This is a genomic window from Bremerella sp. JC817 (genome assembly GCF_040718835.1).
In the GTDB taxonomy this organism is placed as follows: Bacteria; Planctomycetota; Planctomycetia; order Pirellulales; family Pirellulaceae; genus Bremerella.
The window spans coordinates 943,113-958,755 of sequence record NZ_JBFEFG010000280.1 but is presented as its reverse complement, the minus strand read 5'-3'; the positions used below and the strand labels follow the sequence as shown (position 1 = coordinate 958,755).

The 15,643-nt window shown below is 58.4% G+C and carries 12 protein-coding genes; 7 read left to right on the top strand and 5 right to left on the bottom strand.

Features of this window, described 5'->3' with window-relative positions; translation table 11 throughout:
* The first annotated feature begins 18 nt into the window (after nucleotides 1-18).
* The 3 genes from AB1L30_RS22295 to AB1L30_RS22285 all read left to right on the top strand — a co-directional run bounded on the left by AB1L30_RS22295 (nucleotide 19) and on the right by AB1L30_RS22285 (nucleotide 5,315).
* Nucleotides 19-3,099 (top strand): hypothetical protein, encoded by a 3,081-nt coding sequence (locus tag AB1L30_RS22295; protein WP_367016123.1) that lies wholly within the window; start codon nucleotides 19-21, stop codon nucleotides 3,097-3,099.
* A 179-nt stretch (nucleotides 3,100-3,278) separates the two neighbouring features.
* Nucleotides 3,279-4,076: an undecaprenyl-diphosphate phosphatase gene (locus AB1L30_RS22290; protein ID WP_367016121.1), complete on the top strand. Its 798-nt coding sequence runs from the start codon at nucleotides 3,279-3,281 to the stop codon at nucleotides 4,074-4,076.
* Nucleotides 4,077-4,106: 30 nt separating this feature from the next.
* Nucleotides 4,107-5,315, top strand: coding sequence for a GspE/PulE family protein (locus tag AB1L30_RS22285; protein WP_367016119.1), 1,209 nt, complete (start codon nucleotides 4,107-4,109; stop codon nucleotides 5,313-5,315).
* On the opposite strand, the gene AB1L30_RS22280 is transcribed toward AB1L30_RS22285, so the two are convergent.
* Nucleotides 5,312-6,886, bottom strand: a complete 1,575-nt coding sequence (locus tag AB1L30_RS22280) for a cation:dicarboxylase symporter family transporter (protein ID WP_367016117.1) — start codon at nucleotides 6,884-6,886, stop codon at nucleotides 5,312-5,314. The two genes, AB1L30_RS22285 and AB1L30_RS22280, sit on opposite strands and share 4 nt — an antisense overlap.
* Before the next feature lie 292 nt (nucleotides 6,887-7,178).
* On the opposite strand from AB1L30_RS22280, the gene AB1L30_RS22275 reads away from it, so the two are divergent.
* From AB1L30_RS22275 to AB1L30_RS22260, 4 genes are all read left to right on the top strand, one after another.
* A complete protein-coding gene (locus tag AB1L30_RS22275) occupies nucleotides 7,179-7,430 on the top strand; it encodes a hypothetical protein (RefSeq protein WP_367016116.1) in 252 nt (83 codons plus the stop codon).
* 455 nt (nucleotides 7,431-7,885) lie between these two features.
* A complete protein-coding gene (gap, locus tag AB1L30_RS22270; RefSeq protein ID WP_367016114.1) occupies nucleotides 7,886-8,905 on the top strand; it encodes a type I glyceraldehyde-3-phosphate dehydrogenase in 1,020 nt (339 codons plus the stop codon).
* 246 nt (nucleotides 8,906-9,151) lie between these two features.
* A complete protein-coding gene (locus AB1L30_RS22265) occupies nucleotides 9,152-10,288 on the top strand; it encodes a sialidase family protein (protein ID WP_367016113.1) in 1,137 nt (378 codons plus the stop codon).
* Nucleotides 10,289-10,392: 104 nt separating this feature from the next.
* A complete protein-coding gene (locus AB1L30_RS22260) occupies nucleotides 10,393-10,815 on the top strand; it encodes a hypothetical protein (RefSeq protein ID WP_367016111.1) in 423 nt (140 codons plus the stop codon).
* 15 nt (nucleotides 10,816-10,830) lie between these two features.
* Here AB1L30_RS22260 and AB1L30_RS22255 read toward each other — a convergent pair whose 3' ends face one another.
* From AB1L30_RS22255 to AB1L30_RS22240, 4 genes are all read right to left on the bottom strand, one after another.
* Nucleotides 10,831-11,751 carry a site-specific DNA-methyltransferase gene (locus AB1L30_RS22255; RefSeq protein ID WP_367016109.1) on the bottom strand — a complete coding sequence of 307 codons (921 nt, stop codon included), beginning with the start codon at nucleotides 11,749-11,751 and terminating at the stop codon, nucleotides 10,831-10,833.
* 16 nt (nucleotides 11,752-11,767) lie between these two features.
* A complete protein-coding gene (gene argS / locus AB1L30_RS22250; protein ID WP_367016107.1) occupies nucleotides 11,768-13,744 on the bottom strand; it encodes an arginine--tRNA ligase in 1,977 nt (658 codons plus the stop codon).
* Between the two features lie 309 nt (nucleotides 13,745-14,053).
* Nucleotides 14,054-14,464: a ribosome silencing factor gene (gene rsfS, locus AB1L30_RS22245; protein ID WP_367016105.1), complete on the bottom strand. Its 411-nt coding sequence runs from the start codon at nucleotides 14,462-14,464 to the stop codon at nucleotides 14,054-14,056.
* A gap of 52 nt (nucleotides 14,465-14,516) precedes the next feature.
* The gene (locus AB1L30_RS22240) at nucleotides 14,517-15,590 is read right to left on the bottom strand and encodes a PIN domain-containing protein (protein WP_345088600.1); all 1,074 of its coding nucleotides are present in this window, start codon (nucleotides 15,588-15,590) and stop codon (nucleotides 14,517-14,519) included.
* Nucleotides 15,591-15,643: the final 53 nt, after the last annotated feature.

The following is a 15,643-nucleotide window of genomic DNA, read 5'->3' as shown; positions in this document are numbered from 1 at the left end:
GCAGCAACAAATTTAACCATGAACGATCGCGAGCTACTCCAGCAGCAGATGCTGGAACTGATATACGGCCTACTCTCGGATGAAGAATCCGCAGAGCTGGTCGATCGTATCAGTTCCGATGGCGAGCTGGCCCGCGAATATGCCGAGCTGAAAGAACGAACCGAGCTGCTGGCCGAAGTGACCCGGATCAATCAGCCCCAGCCCGACTACGACAAGTGGAAGCGGGAAGCGGATCGCAACGACGATCGTCCAACTCCGAAGGGTGCCGCCACGTGGACTTCGCGAACCCTACAAGTCGTCGCCGCCCTGGCAGCCTGCTTGCTGATCGCCGCCTTGGGTTACCCACGGCTGAGCATCGACACCGAAGAACAAACCTTGGCGATGGCTAAGCAGCAACAATCGCTGGCCAACAACTTCTTGAGCGTCTCGGTGAGCGGGCCATCGCTGATGGCGGCCGACGTTCGCAACGACTTCTATGTCTCGGTCGAGAACGCCGCCGACGAGCCCGTCGATGCCGAAGTCGAGTACACCTTCAAGTCACCCGAAGGCAACACCGTTTATTACGGCCTGACGCAAGCGGTCAACGGCCAGGTCGTTTGCCAGATTCCACCTGACGAAGTTTCGAGCGCCGCCAAGCTGGAAGTGGTTGCCAAGCATGGCCAATCGAAGAGCGAACTGGGTCTCGACCTGGCCGTCGCTCCGCCGAAACCAATTGCGGTGCTGCAAACCGATCGCGAAATGGTCGAGCCGGGCGAGCTTCTCAACTTCCGCGCGGTCGTCCTCGATCCACAAACCAATCGAGACCAGTCGGCCAATGTCGACTTCGTCTGGAGCTTCGCCCAGGGTGGTCCCAAAAATCATATCGCCAGTGCCGAGAGTTCGACGCTGAAGGGTGTCGCGCAAGGGCAAATGATGCTGCCGGCGGACGAACGAACGCCGATCGTCGAACTCGGTGTGCAAAGTCCGCAGCTTCAAAACGCTTATCAGCAGCGGGCCGTCCCGGTCGTCGACAATCACCTGAACGGCGACGACGCTTACCTCGCGGAGTCGCAGCGTCGATACGAGAGTGTCTACAGTAACAATCTATCCAACAATGCCCGCGCTGCGTTATTGAGTCGTGCCACAGCGTTGCCTCCCGTCGAAGCGAAACCGGAAGGTGGCCAGTTGGTCGCCGGCGTGAAAAACCGCTTGCGTTACATGGCCAACCGGGTCGATGCCGATCAGCCGGAGACAGCTCCGCAGTTTCAGATCAACGGTGCCCCGGAAGCTCAGGTCGCTGCCAGCAACAAGCCAGAGCAGGCATACGGCTACTTCGAGTTCGTTCCTGAAGCGATGCAAGATTACACGCTGGAAGTTTCCGAAACCGCGAAAGATTCGATCCAGCAGTCGATCGCTCAGGCCCTTCCATTGCCAGCCGCGTTGCAAATCAACAATGGGGTCGCTCCCGCCGACCAGCCACTGGAAGTAGAAGTCCGCGTCGCCCAGCCGAACACCACGCTCGCGCTGGTTGCCGGTGACGACTACGCCACGATCGGACATAACGTCTGGAACGTCGGCGTAAACGCTCCGATCACGCAGCCGGTTCAGCTCGATCTGCCTGCCGAGGCCACCGGTGCTCAGCGAGTCCGGCTCTATAGCATCCCGCAGGAAGAGAACGACGAGGATACCGCCGATCAGAAGCCGCAGTTGATTGCGGAACGCATCATCTATCGCATTCCGGTTCAACGGTACGACATCGCTGTCGATGGCCTGCCAACGGTCGCCCAGCCAGGTCAAAAGCTAGATCTGCAAGTTGCGGTTACCGACGAATACGATTCCCCTGCCCCGGCCACGCTGGGTGTGCAGATGGAACGTTTGTCGGACGTTCTTCCCCAATCGCAGCAACCGCTGGGACTGGAAGGGGAACTGTTCCTCAATCGTCGCGTTCAGGTTCCTCGCGGTGCTGCCGGCATGCCTGACAACGTTCGCGATTTGGAACAAGACACCGTCTGGTTCGACCAGGTGCTCGCCCTTTCGTCGTGGCGAAACGATGCCACGCAAGTCGATTCCATGGGAGCCATGGCGTTCGGGATGGCTCCAGCAGCCGATGCGTTGCCTGACACCTCAGTCGATCTTCCCTTGCTACGACGCAGTAACAAGAAGGCGATCGCGACCGACTATCAGAAGGCGATCGCTGCCCTGCATTCGGACTGGGAGAATCAGCTCGAACAAGTTCGCCTCACCTCCAGTTGGCTTCTGTCGATCGCCGGCAGTGTGCTGATTGTTTGCTTGATCGCTTTGGCCGTGCTGCAAGGCATGTCGAAGATCAAGGTTTGGGGTCCTGGCCTGCTGGTCGCCCTCGGCGCGATACTGTGGGGCATGATGTCGCTGAACCTTTCGCTGCCGAGCATGAGCACGACGAAGGCGATCCCTGACATGGTCGCGCTGAACGAACCGATCGCCAAACCAATGATGGCCGACCGCCACGACTTGAGCGACGCGAAAGCGATTATCGAAGAACGCTCGCTGCCAGATGGTGCCCTACGAAAAGGTGCTCCGAAAGTCAGCGCGGCGAAGCTGCTGCAGCCGGCGGCAGAGTTCCAACGCAATGGCATCGCACTCGAACAGCAACAAATCAATTTGAAGACGGGCCGACCAAGCGTCGACAATCTCGCCAAGGGTGGCTATGGCGGTGCGATGCCTGGCGCAGGCATGCCGGGAGCGATGCGAAGTCAGGCCCGAGCCGCCGATGCCGGCATGAGCGGCATCGGTGACATGCGAGGCATGGGGATGGAAGGAATGGGCATGCAGGAACCACGCCGAGCGATGGAACTGAAGGCCCAGACAGCCGATAATCCGATCCCAGCGGAATCGGAATCGCTTCGCCGAAAGCTGCTTCCGCAACCGATCTTGTGGCAGCCACGTCTTTCGACCAACTCCGACGGCCGGGTCTCGATTCCGGTCGATTTGCCACAAGAGCCCGGCCGTTATCGCTTGCTGATCGACGCCCATGGTTCCGGACGAATCGGAACAGTAGTTCGCTACATCGAGGTCGCTCCGCTGGCGGTTGCTGAACCAGTCACGCCGGCAAGCGAACCTGCTGCGGAAGAATCTCCGTAACGAACATGCCGGATCTGCCGATCGCAACGATTGCGATCGGTGCCGAGCCTGACAAACCACCAGGCCTCACTCGCCGCTTCTTTCTCTACGGCGAAAACTATCTTGTGCCTCGGCTTTCATCGGAAAGCGCTCTCTTTGGCACGTATGTGCAAACGATTCGACTTCGGGAAGTATCTTTCGTGGATTTACCTGTCTGGCAGATCATCGTGCTGGCGATCGTCCAAGGCGTCGCCGAGTTCCTGCCGATCAGTTCGTCAGGGCACCTGGTGGTGTTGGCCACGCTGCTCGATGCCGACGCCGACCACTTCGACCTGGTGGGGCTGAACATCGTGCTGCATGCCGGCACGTTAGGATCGATCCTGGTGGTCTATCGTCAGCAGCTTTACGAAGCCCTGACCAAAGACCGGCGGCTTTTGTTGTTGCTGGTGGTCGCGACCATTCCGGCCGTGATCGCGGCGTTGGTTTTGAAGGCAACCGATACCGACTCGCTGCTCGAGTCGCCGCTGGTCGCCGGAATTTGTTTTCTGGTGACCGGAACGATTCTGCTTCTGTCGCAGCGACTTCCGCAGACAGAACGAACCTACGAACAAACCTCGTGGTCGCAAGCCTGGTGGATCGGCTGTGCCCAAGCGTTGGCAATCTTGCCCGGCATTTCGCGCAGCGGTTCGACCATTTGCAGCGGCCAGGCCCTGGGGCTTTCCCGCGAAGGGGCCGCGACGTTCTCGTTCCTGATGGCGGTCCCGGCCATTCTGGGTGCCATCACGTTGAAAGTCGCCAAGAGCATCGGCGACTGGGACCACGCCTCGAAAACACCGGCTTGGCTACTGCTGCTGGGTGCGGCCATTTCGTTTGTGGTGGGATGGTTCTCGCTGGTGCTGCTGATCAAGGTGGTCCAGCGTGGTCGCCTGCACTGGTTCGCGTGGTGGTGTTTTGCGGTTGGGTTGTTTGTCATCGCCTGGCAAGCGACGATAGACTGAGAGACCTCTTCCCCCAGGGCGAACTATCCGATGCAACTGTCTGAACTTCACCAGCAACTACTCCGCCACGACCGCACCAAAGACACCTACGCCGAAGGTGTGGTCGAGACCTTGCTGGCTGGCGCGATCCAATTGGAAGCCAGCGACGTTCACTTGCAGCCGACCGCGCAAGGCTTCGACGTGAAGCTGCGAATCGATGGGGTGCTGCAAACGGTCGGCAATCTTCCGCGTGGCGAGAAAACCGACACGTCTGCTCGGCTGAAGATCATGGCAGGCCTGCTCACCTATCGCACCGACATCCCGCAGGAAGGCCGCGTCAGCGAGCTTTCCCATGGACACGAAGTTCGCGTGAGCACCTTCCCGGCCCTGCATGGCGAACGGGTCGTCATTCGTATCTTGTGGCAGAAAGAAACGCTGCATCACCTGGAAGATCTCGGGCTCGACACCGCCACCACCAGCGAACTGGCCAGCCTGCTGCAAGAGTCATCCGGCATGATCCTGATCGCCGGACCAGCTGGCAGCGGCAAGTCGACGACTGCTTATGCCTGCTTGCGACATATCGACTCGCTGGAAGATGGCGGACGCAGCATCGTCACCCTGGAAGATCCGATCGAAACCGAAATCCCAGGCATCTCGCAAAGTCACATCCGTCCTTCGGCCGGGTTCGATTTCGCCACGGGACTTCGCAGCCTGATGCGACAAGATCCGGAAGTGATCCTGGTCGGCGAGATGCGTGATCCGGTCACCGTCGAAACGGCCATGCAGGCCAGCTTAACCGGGCAGTTAGTCGTCAGCACGTTTCACAGCGGCAGCGCTGCCGAAGCGATCCGACGACTGATCGACATGAACATTCCCACCTACATGATCCAGTCGGCCTTACTCGGCGTGCTGCATCAACGGCTGGTTCGCAAGCTGTGCGACTGTGCGGTTGCTTGCGAAGAGCCGCAGCGATACGGCTTCCGCCTGGAAGGGATGCGTCAGCCGGTCGGCTGCGAGAAATGCCGAGGCACCGGCTACCTGGGACGAACGCTTCTCGGGGAATGGCTCGTCCCGCACAAGCATCGATTGGCCCAAGCCGAACTCGAGTCGGCGACAACGGCCATGATTGAAGCCTGGGCTCATGAAGCAGGCATGGCTTCGCGGTGGGAGCAAGCCGAAGCCATGCTTGCGGCCGGCATCACCAGCCCGGCGGAGATTCGCCGGGTGCTTGGTTTTCGCGAAATGCCTTCGTCCGGCTAACCAGGCGCCGCGGCCGCTTCTGCCTCGGCTTGCTGTTTCTGCACGACCATCGTGTCGATGATCCCGGCACCACAAGCGTCGCCGTAGACGTTGACAGTCGTTCGCAAGCGATCCAGGAACCAGTCGATCGCCAGGATCGTACCGATACCGGTTAATGGCAGCCCCACGGCTTGCAGCACGATGACCATCGTCACCAGGCCAGCTTCCGGAATACCGGCCGCACCAACCGCCGCCAGCGACGCCGTCAGGAAGATGATCACCAGGTCGGCCATATCGAGATGAATGCCGAGCGTCTGGGCGATGAAGATCACCGCGACTGCTTCATACAACGCGGTACCATCCATGTTGATGGTTGCCCCCAATGGCAACACGAACGAAGCCGAGCGATTCGAGACGCCGTTGTTCTCTTCCACGCATTCCATCGTCACCGGCAAGGTCGCCGCGCTGCTGGCGGTACTGACCGAGGTCAACAAGGCCCGCAACAAGTTGAACGTGTACACGAACGGATTCCGCTTGCCCAACGCCCACAGAAGCGTAGCCAGCACGATCGAGTGCAACAGCAAACCAATCACCACCGTTCCGACGTACCAGCCGATCGCTTGCAGCTGTTCGAGGAAGCCTGCCGCGCCGCCGTTCTTGGCGATGTTGGAAGAGACCAGCCCGAAGATACCTATCGGCGCAAACATCATCACCATGTGCACCATCTTCATGACCGCCTCGTTGCAGACGTTGAAGAAGCGGATGACTAGCATCCCTTCCTCCCCGAGCGTCGTCAAAGCACCACCAAAGACGATTGCGAACACGATCAACGCCAGCACGTTGGTGTTGGTCGCCGCCAGAAACAAGTTCGACGGGAACATACCACTGCCAGGATCTCCTTCACGACCACGGAAGACATCGAGGAAGACTTCAATGGTCGTCTGCCCTTGCTTCGCTTCGACCGAGTCGGTTCGATACGCGAAGGTATCGTCGGCCGAGTTCCCTGGCTGAATGATGACCACCAGCAGAATGCCGATGAATACCGCGATCGCCCCGGTGCTAAAGTAATAGATGATCGTCGACAAACCGACGCGGCCCATCTTGCGAACGTCCCCCAGCGAAGTGATCCCACTGATCATGCTGGTGACCACCAGCGGAATGACCAACAACTTGAGGACCTGCAGGAACAAGTCGCCACAGAACTCGCAGATGATGTAAATGCCTTGCGGCACGCCGAGGTTGCCGGCAGCCTTTTCTTTCTCGACCTCCTGGACCGTATCGCGGGTCGCGTCGATGCGGGCCTGGATCTTGGGCAACTGCCCTTCCAGACGGTCGGCCTCTTTATTGAGCCGCTGAACTTCTTGCGGATCGGTCTCGGTCTTCGCTTGCTCGCGGAACCTGGCAGCGTCCGCCTCTTTTTGCTCGATCGTTTTCTCGAGACGAGTCAGTTGCTTCTCGGGACCTTCCGAGGCCAGCCACATCGACTTCCCATAGACCAGGCCCAGCGTCACACCTAAGAAGATGCCCACCAGGATGAGGATCAGACCTCGCATGCTGTTGTCGGTATGGGGTTTATCTTGGGTGTCGCTCATTCGGGTTCCTCCCTCGGATTGCCGCGGCATTGCTAGTTGACCGCCTAAGATAACCGACCCAACAACCGAAAACCCAGACAAGAAGGCCATAAATTACTGCGTGAGAGCCATATATTGCGACCACAGCGACATTTGGACTCGGATTTGCTGGAAAAGTTTGTGTGGTCCCCCTTGCTACCCGGAGCGTATAATTCCCATAGATGGCCACCAATGCGGCACTATTTACCAGAGTGGCCAACTGGTCGTTTCGAGGAGTGAAACGTTCGCTGCTTCGCCAAGGAGATGAATAGCTATGAAATTGGTATCTCTTTTAGCGTCGATTGCCGCCCTATGGTGTGTGCTGGGGGCCTTTGTTCTGGGGCCAGGCATCCTGATGTATCCGTTGGCCTGGGGTGCGGTCTTCGCGATTTTGTTCGGGATTCATAAGATATTCGGCAGTTCGATCACCCCTCCCGACGCGATGTCAGATACCGACCAACCATTGTCGGGTAAGATCGCGGACAATTCTCTCACGCACGATCATTCGGCCGCGCTGGCTCGATAAAGGGCTCGATTCGGTTCCGATTCGCTTCGCTCGCCGAGGGACACCATTCTCGGCGGATGAAAAATCAGATGAATATCTGAAGAAGCAATATTTCTGCCTATACCTGAGGCATCTTCGTGCACACTAAAGCGGCTTTATCGGGCCGATCGCACCCCTAGCAAGCCAGTTGCCCCACTTCTAGACGGATCCCCTTACGCCGCTTGTGTATCAAATTAAGGGGTCGTATAATCGCCTTCACTGGCGAAGCCACCGCTCTTCGAGCGTTTTTCACTTGGCGCAGAAGCTAGGTTTTCTGGGCACGGATGTCTTGCCCGCTTGGGCACGCGTACGATGCGTGCTATAACGCCGGGAATACACCCCACTCGGGATCTTCCCGAGAAGACCACAACCATCGAATAGTTTGCAGCGAATCGCTCGCTGCTCGCAGAAGTTACCCCCTCAGGAGATTACGTACCGTGGCAGTAAAGGTTGCAATCAACGGTTTTGGACGCATCGGTCGACTCACCTTCCGCAACATGATCGCTCGTCCTGAGGAATTCGAGGTCGTCGCTATCAACGACCTGACCGACAACGAGATGCTGGCGACGCTGCTGAAGTACGACAGCACCCACCGCCGCTTCCCAGGCACGGTCGAATTCGACAGCGAAGGCCTGACCGTCAACGGCAAGAAGATCAAGGTTCTGGAAGAACGTAACCCAGCCAACCTTCCTTGGGGCGATCTGGGCGTTGACGTTGTTCTGGAAAGCACCGGTGTCTTCACCGGCAAGAAGACCGGCGATAAGCCAGGCTACGACTCGCACCTCGACGCTGGTGCCCGCAAGGTTGTCCTGTCCGCTCCTGCCAAGGACGAACCAGATCTGACCTGCGTTCTGGGCGTGAACGACGACAAGCTGACTGCCGACATGACCACCGTGTCGAACGCCAGCTGCACGACCAACTGCCTGGCTCCAGTCGCCAAGGTCCTGAACGATTCGTTCGGTATCGAAAACGGCTTGATGACCACCATCCACGCCTACACCAACGATCAGCAGGTTCTGGATCTGCCACACAAAGATCCTTACCGTGCTCGCGCTGCTGCCCAGAACATCATTCCGACCTCGACCGGTGCTGCCAAGGCAGTGGCTCTGGCCATTCCGGAATTGAAGGGCAAGCTGACCGGTATCGCCATGCGAGTTCCTGTCCCAACCGGTAGCGTCGTCGACCTGACCGCTAACCTGTCGAAGGAAGCCACCGCCGAAGAAATCAACGCTGCCATGAAGGCTGCCGCTGAAGGTCCGATGAAGGGTATCTTGGCTTACACCGAAGACCCAATCGTCTCGTCCGACATCATCGGCGACCCACACAGCTCGATCTTCGCTGCTCCGTTCACCGCGGTCATCAGCGGCAAGCTGGTCAAGGTTGTCTCGTGGTACGACAACGAAGCTGGCTACTCGGCCCGTGCTGCCGACCTGGTCAAGAAGCTGGGCACCATGTAATTCGCCCGGTTTAACCGCCAAAACCATCAAAACCCTCGGATGGATCTTCCCTCCGAGGGTTTTTTCGTGCGCGCATTTCTTAGGGTAGATTTGAACAAATCTCGACCGATCAAATTTTGCCTGTCCGATTCGCTTTGACACGGTTGGCCGAATGTCCGAACATTGGTGCATCTGCGTGAACCCATCGCGCACCCCGCCCCACTTGCTCTCAAGACTTCCAGTCCCAAACGACTGCTCAGCATTGCCATGAACCTGACCTTAAAATCAATCGGAATCGTTGCCCTGGTAGCCTCGCTACTGGCCGGCACCCACCTTGTTCAAGCCGCGGATGCCAAGGCACCGAAGCTGCCAAACGTCGTCGGCCCCGAGACGCCAGCGTTTGTCATGTCTGAATACATCTTTCCGGCCGAGAACCGCCCAACCCCCAACAGCCACGCTTCGACCATCGTCGAAACGCCAGAAGGCCTGGTTGCGGCGTGGTTTGGCGGAACGCATGAAAAGAACCCAGACGTCGGCATCTGGGTTTCCCGTCACACGCCCGAAGGCTGGACCACTCCGGTTGAGGTCGCCAATGGCGTCGAATCGGAAGAACTGCGTTACCCAACCTGGAACCCGATCCTCTTTCAACCGAAAGAAGGACCGCTGATGCTGTTCTATAAAGTCGGCCCCAGCCCAACCAGTTGGTGGGGCATGCTGATGACATCGACCGACAACGGCGCGACCTGGAGCGAGCCCAAGCGACTGGGCGAGAACGAAGCGATCGGTCACTTGCTGGGCCCTGTGAAGAACAAGCCGATCCAGTTGGCGGATGGCACGATTTTGTGTCCTTCCAGCACCGAGACCAAGGGCTGGCGAGTCCACTTCGAGGCGACTAAAGACCTAGGTCAAACCTGGGAAGTGATCGGCCCGATCAACGACGCCAAACTGTTCAATGCCATCCAGCCTAGCATCCTGACCTATCAGGATGGCCGGATGCAGATCCTTTGCCGAACACGAGAAAACGTCGTTGCTTCCGGCTGGTCGCAAGATGGTGGCAAGACCTGGAGCGCCCTTAGCCCGACCGAACTGCCGAACCCAAATTCCGGAACCGATGCGGTCACGCTGGCCGATGGTCGCCAACTGCTGGTCTACAACCACACCGTTCGTGAATCGGATTTTCCCGCCGGTCGTAACATGCTGAACGTGGCGATCTCGGAAGATGGTCAGGCCTGGCATCCGCTACTGACCTTGGAACGCCAGCCTGGCGAGTACTCGTACCCGGCCGTCATTCAGACTGCCGACGGCAAGGTGCATATCGTCTACACCTATCGCCGCGAAACGATCAAGCATGTCGAGCTTGATCCGACGAAGCTGAAGATCCCTACGGCCGAACCGATGAAGTAGGCCGAACGCATCCGATCCGGCAAAATCGTTGCCGGATCCGCGGAATCATGCGAAGCTGACTGGCAGTTGCTTTCGTCCGCCAGCGATTCTGCGAAGGTACTTCCATGGACTTTGAAACCGCTCCAGATCGAGCCCCCGTCGACTGGGTCACACCGGCGTGGAAACTCGGCCTGATCGCCCTCGTGCTCGGACTCTTCGCCGCCTTTCGTGGTCAGGTCGTCTTCGCTTCGCTCCCCTACCTTCAATACCTGCCAGGCACATTGCTGGCCCTGGTGGCGATTAGCTATCTGCGGCGAAGCCATGTCGCCCTGGCCCTGATCGTCGCGAGCTTCTTTGTCGGTTTGTTGTTGACGCCGGTCGTTCGGCCTGATCCACCACGTCGCTGGTACTTGTACCTGGAAAGCTTTGGCTGGATGAAGCTGACGCACAGCTTGCCGCTGCTGGGCTGCGTGCTTTTGGGAACGATCGTGGCGATTGCCTGGGTGGCGTGGAAATCGCGATCGCCTGCCTCCCCCAAGACGGCTTAACCGGCCACTCGTTCGCTATTGCTTCGCGACGCCAGGCAGGCTCATCTGCCCGCGGCTGGCATCCGCAAGACGCCCCTTCGCCATCTCGACGTACTTCTGCGATTGATCGATGCCGAGATAGCTTCGTCCCAAACGCTGAGCAACGAGCGCCGTGGTACCACTTCCCAGAAACGGATCGAGCACGACGCCATCTTCCGGGCAGGTCGCATTGATGCAGGTTTCAACCAAGGTCTCTGGAAAGACGGCGAAGTGCGCGTCGCGGAACTTCGACAACGGAATCGACCAGACCGTCCGCTTGTTGCGTCCCTTGGGATGAAAGGCCTGGTCCCAGCGAGCATCGTGCAGATTGCTGCTGCCTCCATTCTTGCCCGCCTCTGGCGTGCTTCCGCGACGATGAAAGTGGTTGCGGCCCCCCTTCATCTTGCTGTTCTCGCTGAAGGTAACGTGTGGCTCGCGAATGGCGTCGGCGTCGTAGAAGTACTGGTTGTTCTTCACCAGTAGAAAGACATACTCGTGATCGGTTGTGGGGCGCGTCTTCACGCTGCTGGGCATGGCGTTGGGTTTGTGCCAGATCACATCGCTGCGCAGCTTCCAGCCATCGCTACGCAAAGCTAACGCGACTTGCCATGGCAGACCAAGTAATTCGCCGTCGAGGTATTTGTCGCCGAGCACCAGCCACAAAGCGCCGGTTTCTTTAAGCGTCCGGCGCACTTCGCGGAAGACTTCGACCAGGCTCTGGACATACTCTTCCGGCGAGGTCTCTTGACCGATCTGGTCGTCGCCGTCGTAGTTTCGCTGCTGGAAGTAAGGAGGGCTGCTCACCACGCAGTCGACCACTTCATCGGGGAAGCTTTGCAGCACGTCGCGCGAGTGCCCGTGATAGACGGCATTCAACGCGAACTGGAGCGAGGTCTTCTTGGAACCCTTCCTTGGCATGCTGCCTCCCTGGCAACTACATCTTCTCGACGGTATCGATGCCCAACAGATTCAGGCCTTGTTGTAACACCCGAGCGGTCAAATCGCAAAGCAAGAGCCGGCTGTTCTTCTGCTCTTCAGTGTCTGCCTTCAGCACTTTGCACTGATCGAAGAACGTGCTGTACGACTTGGCCAACTGATCGAACAAGTAGTTCGTCAGGTAGTTCGGGCGATAGTCGGCCAGAACATCGTCCAGGGCTTCCGAGAACCGCAGCACAGCGATCGCCAATTGACGTTCGGCAGGATGCTCGATGACGATCTTCGCGCCGCTGGTTCGTAGCGTTGCGATGTCGACTTCACCGCGACGGAAGATGCTTTGCACACGAGCATACGCGTACTGCATGTAGGTCGCCGTGTTCCCCTGCAGGGCCAGCATCTTGTCGTAGCTGAACTTGTAGTCCGACTCGCGGTTCTGCGACAGGTCGCCATACTTCAGCGCGGCGATCCCCACCGTTTCCGAAATTTGCTTCCGCTGGGCGTCGTCGAGTGAAGGACCTTCCGGAGCGGCATCGTCGGCGTCGCTCACCACTTTGAAGGCTCGCGCAACGGCTTCGTCCAGCAAGCCTTCCAGCCCGACCGTATCGCCGGAACGGGTCTTGAACGGCTTGCCATCGTCCCCCATCACGGTACCGAAGCTGACATGCTTCAGCTCGATGTCGTTGAAGCCCCACAGCCTTGTCGCGGCAAACAACTTGTCGAAGTGCTCGCCCTGGCGGAAGTCGACGACGTACAGAATCGCGTCAGGCTTCCACGTTTCCATGCGGTACTGAATCGTGGCGAGGTCGGTCGTCGAATAGAGGAACGCACCATCTCGCTTGCGGATGATCATCGGAGCCTTGAAGCCATCCAGGAAGACGCACGTCGCCCCTTCTGACTCCTTCGCCAAGCCCTTTTTCTCAAACTCTTCGACCACCGATGCCAGGCGATCGTGATAGAAGCTTTCGCCCAGCTGGTAATCGAAGGTGACCTTCAGCCGTTCGTAGACGCGTTTGATTTCGTCTTCGCAGTAAGGCAGAAACTCTTTCCACAACGCCAGGTTCTGCTCGTCCCCTTGGTGCAGCTTGACCGTCTCTTGCAGAACGGCCTCGGCGATGTTGGCATGCTGGGCAGCCATCGCGCTTGCTTGCGGTGAGTCTTCGGTCTTGGCAATCTTGGCCTGCGTGGCGGCGATGTCTTTGGTCAAGTCGTCCATCTGCGATTGCAGGCGACCAAGCTCTTTCTTCTGCTTCTTCGCTTCTGCCTTGTCGGCAGGTTCGCCGGCCGCTTTCAGTGCTTCGCATTCCGTGGTGCGCTCGGCCAACTTCGCCTCGAGCGTCGGCAGTTCCTTCTTGGCGTCGAAGTAGTCCATCAAGCCACGCACGACGCGATAGATTCGCGACAGCTCAGGCACCGGGGCCGCCTTGTAGGCATCGGCGTCAGCAAAGTTCTTATAACCATAAATGATCATCCCGAACTGCGTTCCCCAGTCGCCGAGATGGTTATCACTGATGGCGTTGTGCCCCATGAATTTCAAAGTTCGGCAGATCGCGTCGCCGATCACCGTGCTGCGGATGTGCCCGACATGCATCGGCTTGGCAACGTTCGGCGAAGAGTAGTCGACGATGTAGGTCTTGGCGGTCTCGGTCTTGTCGACCCCAAGGCGCGGATCGGCCTGGGCGGAATCGAGCTGCTGTTGAATCCACGAGTCGCGCAGCTTCAAGTTGATGAAGCCTGGTCCGGCGACTTCCGGCGTTTCGCACAAGTCGTCGAGCTGAACCGCGGCCACGATCTCGGCGGCCAGGTCACGTGGCGACTTGCCCACCTTCTTGGCCAGGCCCATCGCAAAGTTGGCCTGGTAGTCGCCAAACTTCGGATCGCCAGCCGGGCGGATCATGTCCAGCAACGGAGCAACATCGTCCGTCATCGGCTGAAGGACAGGCTGAAACCGGGCACGCAACAGAGCAAGAATGTTCATAGCTTGGCTTAGAGAAAAATTCTGTCGTAACTCTTCTTGTCCCCTCTCCCTCGAAGGGAGAGGGCCAGGGTGAGGGATTACAGACCTCGATGCCAAATTGTAGAGAAGCGTCGACGCATCTTCTCGACATCCATCGAGAGCCAACCTCTGAACCTATTTGGAACGCTGGTACTTGCTTCACCCCTCACCCTAACCCTCTCGCCAAAGGGGCGAGGGGACGGAAAGACGCGAAACAAGCGACCTTGGATCAGATAGGCCTCAGTTTCCGATTATCACCCAGATACGGTCCCAAGGGGACCCGGGGAAAGACTATTCGCCGGGGCTGCGAAGGATGTTGGTCATATCAACCTTCTTGGCGTCGCCCCACAACTGCTCCAGTTGGAAGTACTCGCGGGTCTCTTCGTCGAAGAGGTGACACACGACCGTTCCATAGTCCAGCAGGATCCAACGGCTTTCGTCGTATCCCTCGCGGCCCATGCGGCGGTCGCCCATCTCTTTTTCGAGCTTGTCGTCGATCTCTTCGCTCATGGCGTGCAATTGGCGGCGGCTGCCACCGGTGCCAATGACGAAGTAGTCGAAGATCGGCGTCAGGTGCCGCATGTCGAGGATGCAGATATCGCGTCCCTTGTTGTCTTCAATCACTTGCGCGGCGGCCGTGGCCAATTGAAGGCTGCGATTGTCGCCGGCGGCGGGAGTTTCAGGCTTTTCGGAATCAGTCACGCGATTGCTTCAGATAACAGGAGACGAATGTAGTTCGGTACGTGGGCCAGGGTTAGGCCGAGGTATTCGCATGAGTCTTGTGACCGCCAGATCCGCCCCCTTCGAGCGATTCGTAGCGACCGAAGATCATGCGGCCAGCGCTGGTCTGCAGCACACTGGTAACCAGAATGCGGACCTGCGAATTGATGTGATCGCGACCACCTTCGACGACAATCATCGTGCCGTCGTCCAGGTAACCAACCCCTTGGCTGTCTTCTTCCCCCTTTTTGACAATCCGAACCGAAAGATGTTCGCCTGGCAAAAAGACGGGTTTCAGGGCGTTGGCGATTTCGTTGAGGTTGATCACCTCGACGTTATGCAGCTTGGCCACTTTGTTCAAGTTGTAGTCGCCGGTGACGATCTTCCCTTCCAGCAGTTTCGCCAGAAGGACCAGCTTCATATCGACCGGCTGCCCTTCCATGTCGGGCGTTTCGCGGTCGTGGATCTTCAGGTCGACCTGATCGTTGTTTCGCAAGCGATTCAAGATGTCGAGCCCGCGACGTCCACGGCTGCGCTTCAGCTTGTCGCTGCTGTCGGCAATGCCCTGCAACTCCGCCAAAACGAACCGAGGCATGATCAGCACGTTGTCGAAGAACCCGGTCTCGACCACGTCGGCGATCCGGCCGTCGATCACGATGCTGGTATCCAGCACGTAAGGCTTCGGCCCCTTCACTTCCTTGGCGAATTCGACGTAAGGGATGATGAAGCGGAAGTCATCTTTGGTTTGCAGCACGAGGCTGATACAGGAATAGCACAGCACCATCCCCACCACCAACTGAAGTGCCCGGTGAGCCGTCACGGCGCCAGGGTTTTCCGTAGGGAACCAGACCTGCGTAATGAGCCCGAGGATATACGTTAAGGAAAGTCCGACCAGCAGACCAAAGTAGACGCCTGAGATGGTGTCGTATCGCTTGTTCTTGACGCCGATATCGATGCCGATGACACCAAACGCCAGGATCAACACCCCGATAAAAGCCCAGAAGGGCTGATCTTGCAGCGCGCTACGAAAGGCATCTACCTGGATGACGGTGATGCCCACCCCGGCCGCCACCAGGATGAAAACGATTCTAAGAACGATCAGCGCCACGAGAGACCCTGCAGGAGCCGACCCGATACGAGGCGGTTGCGCCAGCAACCCCC

Bases quoted from the DNA above. Each gene is read 5' to 3' on its own strand.
- AB1L30_RS22295 (WP_367016123.1), top strand. From the start codon at position 19: ATGAACGATCGCGAGCTACTCCAGCAGCAGATGCTGGAACTGATATAC.
- AB1L30_RS22285 (WP_367016119.1), top strand. From the start codon at position 4,107: ATGCAACTGTCTGAACTTCACCAGCAACTACTCCGCCACGACCGCACC.
- AB1L30_RS22275 (WP_367016116.1), top strand. From the start codon at position 7,179: ATGAAATTGGTATCTCTTTTAGCGTCGATTGCCGCCCTATGGTGTGTG.
- AB1L30_RS22255 (WP_367016109.1), bottom strand. From the start codon at position 11,751: ATGCCAAGGAAGGGTTCCAAGAAGACCTCGCTCCAGTTCGCGTTGAAT.
- AB1L30_RS22260 (WP_367016111.1), top strand. From the start codon at position 10,393: ATGGACTTTGAAACCGCTCCAGATCGAGCCCCCGTCGACTGGGTCACA.
- argS (WP_367016107.1), bottom strand. From the start codon at position 13,744: ATGAACATTCTTGCTCTGTTGCGTGCCCGGTTTCAGCCTGTCCTTCAG.
- AB1L30_RS22265 (WP_367016113.1), top strand. From the start codon at position 9,152: ATGAACCTGACCTTAAAATCAATCGGAATCGTTGCCCTGGTAGCCTCG.
- AB1L30_RS22280 (WP_367016117.1), bottom strand. From the start codon at position 6,886: ATGAGCGACACCCAAGATAAACCCCATACCGACAACAGCATGCGAGGT.